Here is a 5,140-nt window from a genome sequence, read left to right as displayed (position 1 = left end):
AGCGCACCGCGATGCCTGCCTGCCGGAGGCCGGCCTGGATCACGTGGGCATGTTCGGCGGCGCCGGGCGTGTCGCTGTGCAGACAGAGTGTCTGGACGCGCAGCGCAATGTGGCCGCCCGCGCGCACCGCCACCCGGCCTTCCCGGGCAAACGCCAGCGCCTGCGCCAGGACTGCGTCTGTGTCCTCAAGCACGGCGCCGGGAATGTTGCGCGGCGTGAGCGCGCCGTCCGTTTCGTATGACCTGTCCGCAAACCCCTCTGCAAGAAACCGGATGCCGGCGGATCGCGCGGCCTGCCCGAGTTCAGAATGCGGCGGACCGATCATTTCGCCTATCCCAGCGCGCGCGGCGACGCCGGCAATCAGTTGCGCGAGCCCCGCATCCCTGGCGGCATCATTGTAGAGCGCGCCGTGGGGCTTCAGGTGCACAACCCTGGCCCCCTCCTCTTCTGCGATGTCCAGCAGAAGCTGCGTCTGCGCATCAAGAGAGGCTGCAAGCTCTGCCGGATCGATTGCGAGGCTGCGCCGGCCAAAATTTTCAATGTCCGGATAGGAAGGATGCGCGCCGATCTGTACGCCGTGTTCCTTCGCCGTTCTGATGGTCTGCCGCATGGTCTCTGCGTCACCCGCATGACCGCCGCAAGCGATATTGCAACGCGTAACGATTTCCAGCATCGCTGCGTCAAGCGCCCGGCCTTCAGCGCCCGTCAGTTCGCCAAGATCCGCATTCAGGCAGAGTGACGTGTTCATGGCCAAACCCCCGCCGCCCGCAGGATGAGCCGGGTGCCGAGCCCGAAGGTGACCAGAAGCACCCCGCTGGCGAGGAGGTTCTGCAGAGGTGAGTTCACATGACCGCCCAGCAGGCTGCGCCGGTTCATCGCGATGAGCAGGAAAGTGGCCACGACGGGCAGCAGGATTCCGTTGGCGACCTGCGCTGTAAGAATGACCGTGAGCGGATTGTATCCAGCGCCGGCGATCAGCGCGCCGATCGTCAGAACCAGCAGGGCAACGACGCGAAACAGCGAGCCGCGCGGCGGCCTGCCGGACAGTTCGCATACCGCATAGGCCGCGGCCATCGGCGCCGTGATGGCGGAACTGAGGCCCGCCGCCAGCAGGCCGATCCCGACCAGATATCGCGCCGCCGGCCCGTAAGCCGGCTCGATGGCCTGCGCCAGATCGGCGCCGGACCGGATGACAAGGCCAGATGAAAAGAGGCTCGCCGCGGCGGTCACGAGAATGAAGATCGAGATCAGGCCGCCGAGCCCCACCGAGACGCGTGTATCCATCCGCGCTTCCTGCAGGCCCGCGTCTCCCTTGCCGGCCCAACGTTCGCGGGAAGCCGATGCGTGGAGGAAGAGGTTGTAGGGCACGATCGTGGTGCCGATCAACGCGATAGCCGTGAACAGGCCGCCCTCCGGCACACTGGGCACGAGCCCCTGCAATAGCTGGCCGAAGTCCGGCCGGGTGATCAGTACACTGCCGGCAAAGGCGAGGCTCATCACGGTGACCAGTGCGATCAATGCCCGCTCGAGCAGCTTGTAACTGCCGGTCAGCAGGAAGGCCGCCGCAAGGATGGCCAGTCCGATGACCCACATGTTCCGGTTGGGCCCGGCCAGGCCGAAAATCGCTTCGCCGCCCAGCGCCGCGCCGGTGAGATTGCCCGCCTGATAGGCCGCGTTCCCCATCGCCAGCGCAACGACCACCAATCCGGCCACCGCGAATTTCAGGGCCGGATTGCCGGCCCCTGCCATCAACGCTTCGCCAAGACCCTTCCCGGTCACGACGCCGAGCCGCGCCGACATTTCCTGCAGGATGACCGTCGCAAACGTTGCGAAGACCAGCGCCCAGAGGAGTGCGTATCCGAAGTTCGCCCCGGCCAGCGTACAGGCGGTGACCGTCCCTGGCCCGATGAAAGCTGCAGTGACGAGCGCGCCAGGACCTAAGGGAAGCTTCATACGCCTAGATATGCAGCGCGCGGCCTTCGGCGTCGAGCACTGCTTCGTGCATCGTCTCGGAAATCGTCGGGTGGGCGAAGACCGTGTGGATCAGGTCCTGCTCGGTGAGTTCGCCCTGGCGCGCAATGACGTAGCCCTGGATCAGCTCGGTCACCTCCGCGCCGATCATGTGGGCGCCGAGGAGTTCGCCGGTTTTCTTGTCGAAGATCGTCTTCACGAGGCCCTGCTCCGCGCCCATGGCAATGGCCTTGCCATTGCCGATGAACGGGAAACGGCCGACCTTGATGTCGTAGCCCCTGGCCCTGGCGGCAGCTTCCGTGAGGCCGACACTGGCAACCTGCGGGTGCGAGTAGGTGCAGCCCGGCACGTTTGACGCATCGAAGGGCTCAGCCTTGTTCTTGCCTGCGATGCCTTCCACGCACATGACGCCTTCATGGCTTGCCTTGTGCGCGAGCCAGGGCGGGCCGGTAAGATCGCCGATGGCATAGAGGCCCGGCACGCCGGTGCGGCCAAAGCCGTCCACAGTGACATGCGTCCTGTCGATCTTCACGCCGAGCCCCTCGAGGCCAAGATCCTCGACATTGCCAACGATACCGACGGCCAGGATGGCGCGGTCGAATTCCTTCGTTTCCTTCTTGCCGTCCCTGGTCGTGATGTCGGCAGTGACGACATTCTTTCCGGACTTGGCGTTCTCGACCTTGGCGCCGGTCAGGATGTTGAAGCCCTGCTTCCTGAAATCCTTCTCGGCGAGGGCGGAAATTTCCGCGTCTTCCACCGGCAGGATGCGGTCCATAACTTCGACGACCGTCACTTCGCTGCCGAGTTCGTTATAGAAACTCGCAAACTCGATGCCGATGGCACCGGAGCCGACAACCAGCAGGCGTTTCGGCATCACATCCGGCGTCATCGCCTCGCGGTAGGTCCAGATCAGCTTGCCATCGGCGACGAGGCCTGCCTGCGGAATGTCGCGGGCGCGGGCGCCGGTGGCGAGCATAACATGTTTGGCCGTGTACGGCGTATCCATGCCATCCCTGCCCTTGACGATCACCTTTGGCGCGGGCGCGGCCTTCTCGAGGCGCGCCGTGCCTTCGATCACATCGATCTTGTTCTTCTTCATCAGGAACTTGACGCCGTTCGAAAGCTGGGAAGCGACACCGCGCGAGCGTTTCACAACCGCTTCCAGATCAAAGGACGGGTTCTCGATCTTCAGGCCGAAGGATTTGGCGTGCTTTGCGAGGTGCAGCACTTCCGCCGAGCGCAGCAGCGCTTTCGTAGGGATGCAGCCCCAGTTGAGACAGATGCCGCCAAGGCTCTCGCGCTCAACAATGGCCGCTTTCATACCGAGCTGGCTGGCGCGGATCGCCGCGACATAGCCGCCGGGGCCGGAGCCGATGACGATGAGATCGTATTGGGTGCTCATGGCTTTCCTTCCGGCCTAGAGAAGCATCGCTTGCGGCGTTTCGACATAGCGCCTGAACGCCGCGAGCCACTTCGCGCCCTCCGCGCCGCCGATAACGCGGTGGTCGCAGGTCAGCGTGACGGTCATCACGGTGCGGGCGACTATGGCGCCGCTGTCGTCCACGACTGCGCGCTTCTCGCCCGCGCCGACCGAGAGGATCATGCCCTCCGGCGGATTGATAATCGAGGCGAAGGACTTGATGGCGAACATGCCGAGGTTCGAGATCGAGAACGTGCCGCCCATGTATTCCTGCGGCTTCAGCTTGCGATCGCGGGCGCGGGCGGCGAGGTCTTTCATCTCTTCAGAGATTTCAGCAAGGCCCTTGCCTTCCGCCTTGAAGATCACCGGCGTGATGAGCCCGCCCTCTACCGCCACGGCGACCGAGATGTTGGCATGCTTGTGATAGGCGATGCCTTTGTCCGTGTACGATGCATTGCAGTCCGGTTCGTCTAGCAGCGCAAGCGCGGCCGCCTTGATCAGCAGATCGTTGACCGAGATCTTAACATCCTTCGGCGCGGCAGCGTTGATGGCGGCGCGGCTTTCCAGCAGGTTGTCGAGCGTGATGTCGATGTTCAGCGGGAAGTGCGGCACCTGCATGAAACTCTGCGTCAGGCGCTTGGCCACTGTCTTGCGCATGCCGTCGAGCGGCTTCAACTCGTAGGTGTCCGGCGCGTAGATGCGGTCGTCCAGGATTTGCGGCAGAATGAGACCGTCTGCCGGCATCGGCACGCCGCCATGGGCGGGCTCGGCTGCGCCGGGTTTTGCGTTCTCGACATCGCGGCGAATGATCCGGCCATGCGGACCGGAGCCTTTGAGGGCTTTCAGATCGATACCCTTGTTGGCGGCGATGCGTTTGGCAAGGGGCGAGGCTATGATGCGCGCGCCGCTCGAAATCCGCTCATCACCGCGAAGACGGGGACCGGGTGCGGCGGAAGCGCTCTTTTCGGTGGAGGCCCCCGCCTGCGCGAGGGTGGACGCAGGTGGAGGCGAGGCAGGTTTGGACGCTTCAGCTTTTGCAGGCGCTGCTTGCGCCTTCGCTGGGGCCGCCGCTGGCGCCTTAACGTCGCTCGCGATTTCGCCCTCTTCCAGCAGCACCGCGATCACCGCATTGACCTTTACGCCTTCAGTGCCGGCCGGCACCATGATCGCGCCGATCGTGCCTTCATCGACGGCTTCAACTTCCATAGTCGCCTTGTCGGTCTCGATCTCGGCGATGATCATACCGGACTTGATCTCGTCACCTTCCTTGACCAGCCATTTTGCCAGCGTGCCCTCTTCCATCGTGGGGCTCAGCGCAGGCATAGTGATGTTGACGGGCATCAGAGACCTCCTTCACAGACCTTCTTCGCCGCCGCGACGATATCGTCCGCATTCGGAAGGCTCAGGGCTTCAAGGTTTGCCGCGTAAGGCAGCGGCACGTCTTTCTGGTGGACCCGCGCAGGTGGCGCGTCGAGATAGTCGAAGGCTTCCGCCACGACCGTTGCCGCTATTTCCGCGCCGACACCGAAATAGCGCCAGCCCTCTTCGCAGCAGACGAGGCGGCTGGTTTTCTTGACGCTTTCGACCACAGTGTCAGTATCCAGCGGGCGCAGCGTGCGCAGGTCGATCACCTCCGCGCTGATGCCGTCCGCTGCGAGGCGTTCGGCGGCCTGAAGCGCGAAGCCGACCATTCGGGAATGCGCCACCAGCGTCACATCCGTGCCTTCGCGCCGCACCAGGGCCTTGCCG

General features: G+C 64.3%; 5 protein-coding genes. All 5 read right to left on the bottom strand.

The genetic code is table 11. From position 1 onward, the window contains the following. Positions 1–748: 5-oxoprolinase subunit PxpA (gene pxpA, locus WEA77_RS05360; protein ID WP_368066838.1), on the bottom strand; the 748-nt coding region annotated here is incomplete at its 3' end. Continuing rightward, positions 745–1,953, bottom strand: coding sequence for an Nramp family divalent metal transporter (locus WEA77_RS05355; protein ID WP_368066837.1), 1,209 nt, complete (start codon positions 1,951–1,953; stop codon positions 745–747). The genes WEA77_RS05355 and pxpA, both read right to left, overlap by 4 nt. Before the next feature lie 4 nt (positions 1,954–1,957). Continuing rightward, entirely contained in the window at positions 1,958–3,373 is a 1,416-nt protein-coding gene (gene lpdA / locus WEA77_RS05350) for a dihydrolipoyl dehydrogenase (protein WP_368066836.1), read from the bottom strand. A 15-nt stretch (positions 3,374–3,388) separates the two neighbouring features. Beyond that, complete coding sequence (locus tag WEA77_RS05345; RefSeq protein WP_368066835.1) at positions 3,389–4,732, bottom strand: pyruvate dehydrogenase complex dihydrolipoamide acetyltransferase; 1,344 nt, start codon at positions 4,730–4,732, stop codon at positions 3,389–3,391. Beyond that, the coding region (locus tag WEA77_RS05340; RefSeq protein WP_368066834.1) for a transketolase C-terminal domain-containing protein at positions 4,732–5,140 on the bottom strand (409 nt) is incomplete at its 5' end. The genes WEA77_RS05340 and WEA77_RS05345, both read right to left, overlap by 1 nt.

This window comes from Hyphomonas sp., assembly GCF_040882205.1.
In the GTDB taxonomy this organism is placed as follows: Bacteria; Pseudomonadota; Alphaproteobacteria; order Caulobacterales; family Hyphomonadaceae; genus Hyphomonas.
The sequence above is the reverse complement of the archived record's forward strand: the minus strand, read 5'-3'. Positions and strand labels throughout refer to the sequence as shown.

Excerpts from the sequence above, each read along its gene's own strand:
- WEA77_RS05355 (WP_368066837.1), bottom strand. The coding sequence starts at position 1,953 with ATGAAGCTTCCCTTAGGTCCTGGCGCGCTCGTCACTGCAGCTTTCATC.
- lpdA (WP_368066836.1), bottom strand. The coding sequence starts at position 3,373 with ATGAGCACCCAATACGATCTCATCGTCATCGGCTCCGGCCCCGGCGGC.
- WEA77_RS05345 (WP_368066835.1), bottom strand. The coding sequence starts at position 4,732 with ATGCCCGTCAACATCACTATGCCTGCGCTGAGCCCCACGATGGAAGAG.